Genomic DNA, 1,087 nt, shown 5'->3' with positions numbered 1-1,087 from the left:
GCATCGCTGCGGTACTGGAGCTGGCGGAGGCCGTGTCGTAGTCGTCGGATGAGGTGGTCGGGGTCGGTGAAGGCGGTGTTGGCCTGGCTGGTTCGGCGGAGGATCGACCAGATGCCTTCGACGGGGTTGAGGTTGGGTGTGTAGGGCGGCAGGTGGTAGGCGGTGTGCCAGTCGTGCGCGTCGATGAAGGCCCGCATGCGGCGGTCTTTGTGGACGTTCAAGTTGTCCCAGATGAGGACGATCGGCCCGCCGAGCTGCTGGTGGGCGGCGATGAGGAGGTCGCGGTACTCGGTCCAGGTGAAGCTCTTGCGGCCGCCGCTCTTGTGATCGGTATGCCGTTTGGGCCGGTAGACCAGGCGGGAGCGTTCTCCGGGTTTGTAGCAGCACAGGGCGGCGATGGAGAAGCGGCGTTGGGAACGGCCGCGGACCCGGATGACCGGAGTGTTGCCGCGTTTAGCCCAAGTGCGGGAGGTCGGCGGCGTCATCGAGAATCCGGCTTCGTCTTCGAAGACGAGCCAGGCCCCGAGCGCCGCCGCGGTCGTTCCACGTGCGGCCACACGTCCTTCACCCAGCCGGCCACGGCCGCCTCGTCTCGCTCCATGGCCCGGCGGGCCGGCACCTGGTGACTCCAGCCACGGCGTCGCAGCATCTGGGAGATGCCCGACAGCGTCATGGACTTGTGAAACCGCCGGCCGATCAGCGTTTTGATCCTGGCCAGCGTCCACCGCTGATCAGTCCAGCCATGAGCGACCGGACCTTTGGCCAACTCCTCCTCGAGCACGGCGAACAGCGCGTCACTCAGCTTCGGACGGGACGCCGGGCCACGGGAACGAACCGCGTCCTGCCCGGCCTCCCGCCAGGCCCGCCGCCACCGCTGGACCGACCGGACGCTGACCCGTAACTCCTTCGCGATCTCCGTGCTGCCCCGCCCCTCGGCGAACATACCGACCGCTGCCATCCGGACCCGCTCACGGAATGCTTGCCTCTCCGCGGTCAGACCCCCACCCTGCGCATACCTCATACCACCGGCATACCGCGACGATCACCAACCGTCAGCCCCCACGACAACCCGCCTTCAAGGTCAGTA

The 1,087-nt window shown here is 67.6% G+C and carries 1 protein-coding gene; it reads right to left on the bottom strand.

All coding sequences use genetic code 11. The features are described 5' to 3' along the window. Positions 1–1,021, bottom strand: a protein-coding gene (locus tag AC07FK_RS34100) for an IS630 family transposase (RefSeq protein WP_479108772.1) whose coding sequence is annotated in 2 segments (ribosomal slippage) — positions 1–574 and positions 574–1,021 — 1,022 coding nt annotated over the 2 segments. Because the reading frame shifts where the segments join, the coding sequence is not laid out codon by codon here. This gene is flagged as partial in the annotation. Positions 1,022–1,087 lie beyond the last annotated feature (66 nt).

The sequence above is a fragment of the Streptomyces sp. NPDC046122 genome (assembly GCF_056429965.1).
Note: the sequence above shows the minus strand (reverse complement) of the source record. Positions and strands in the feature narration are given on the sequence as shown.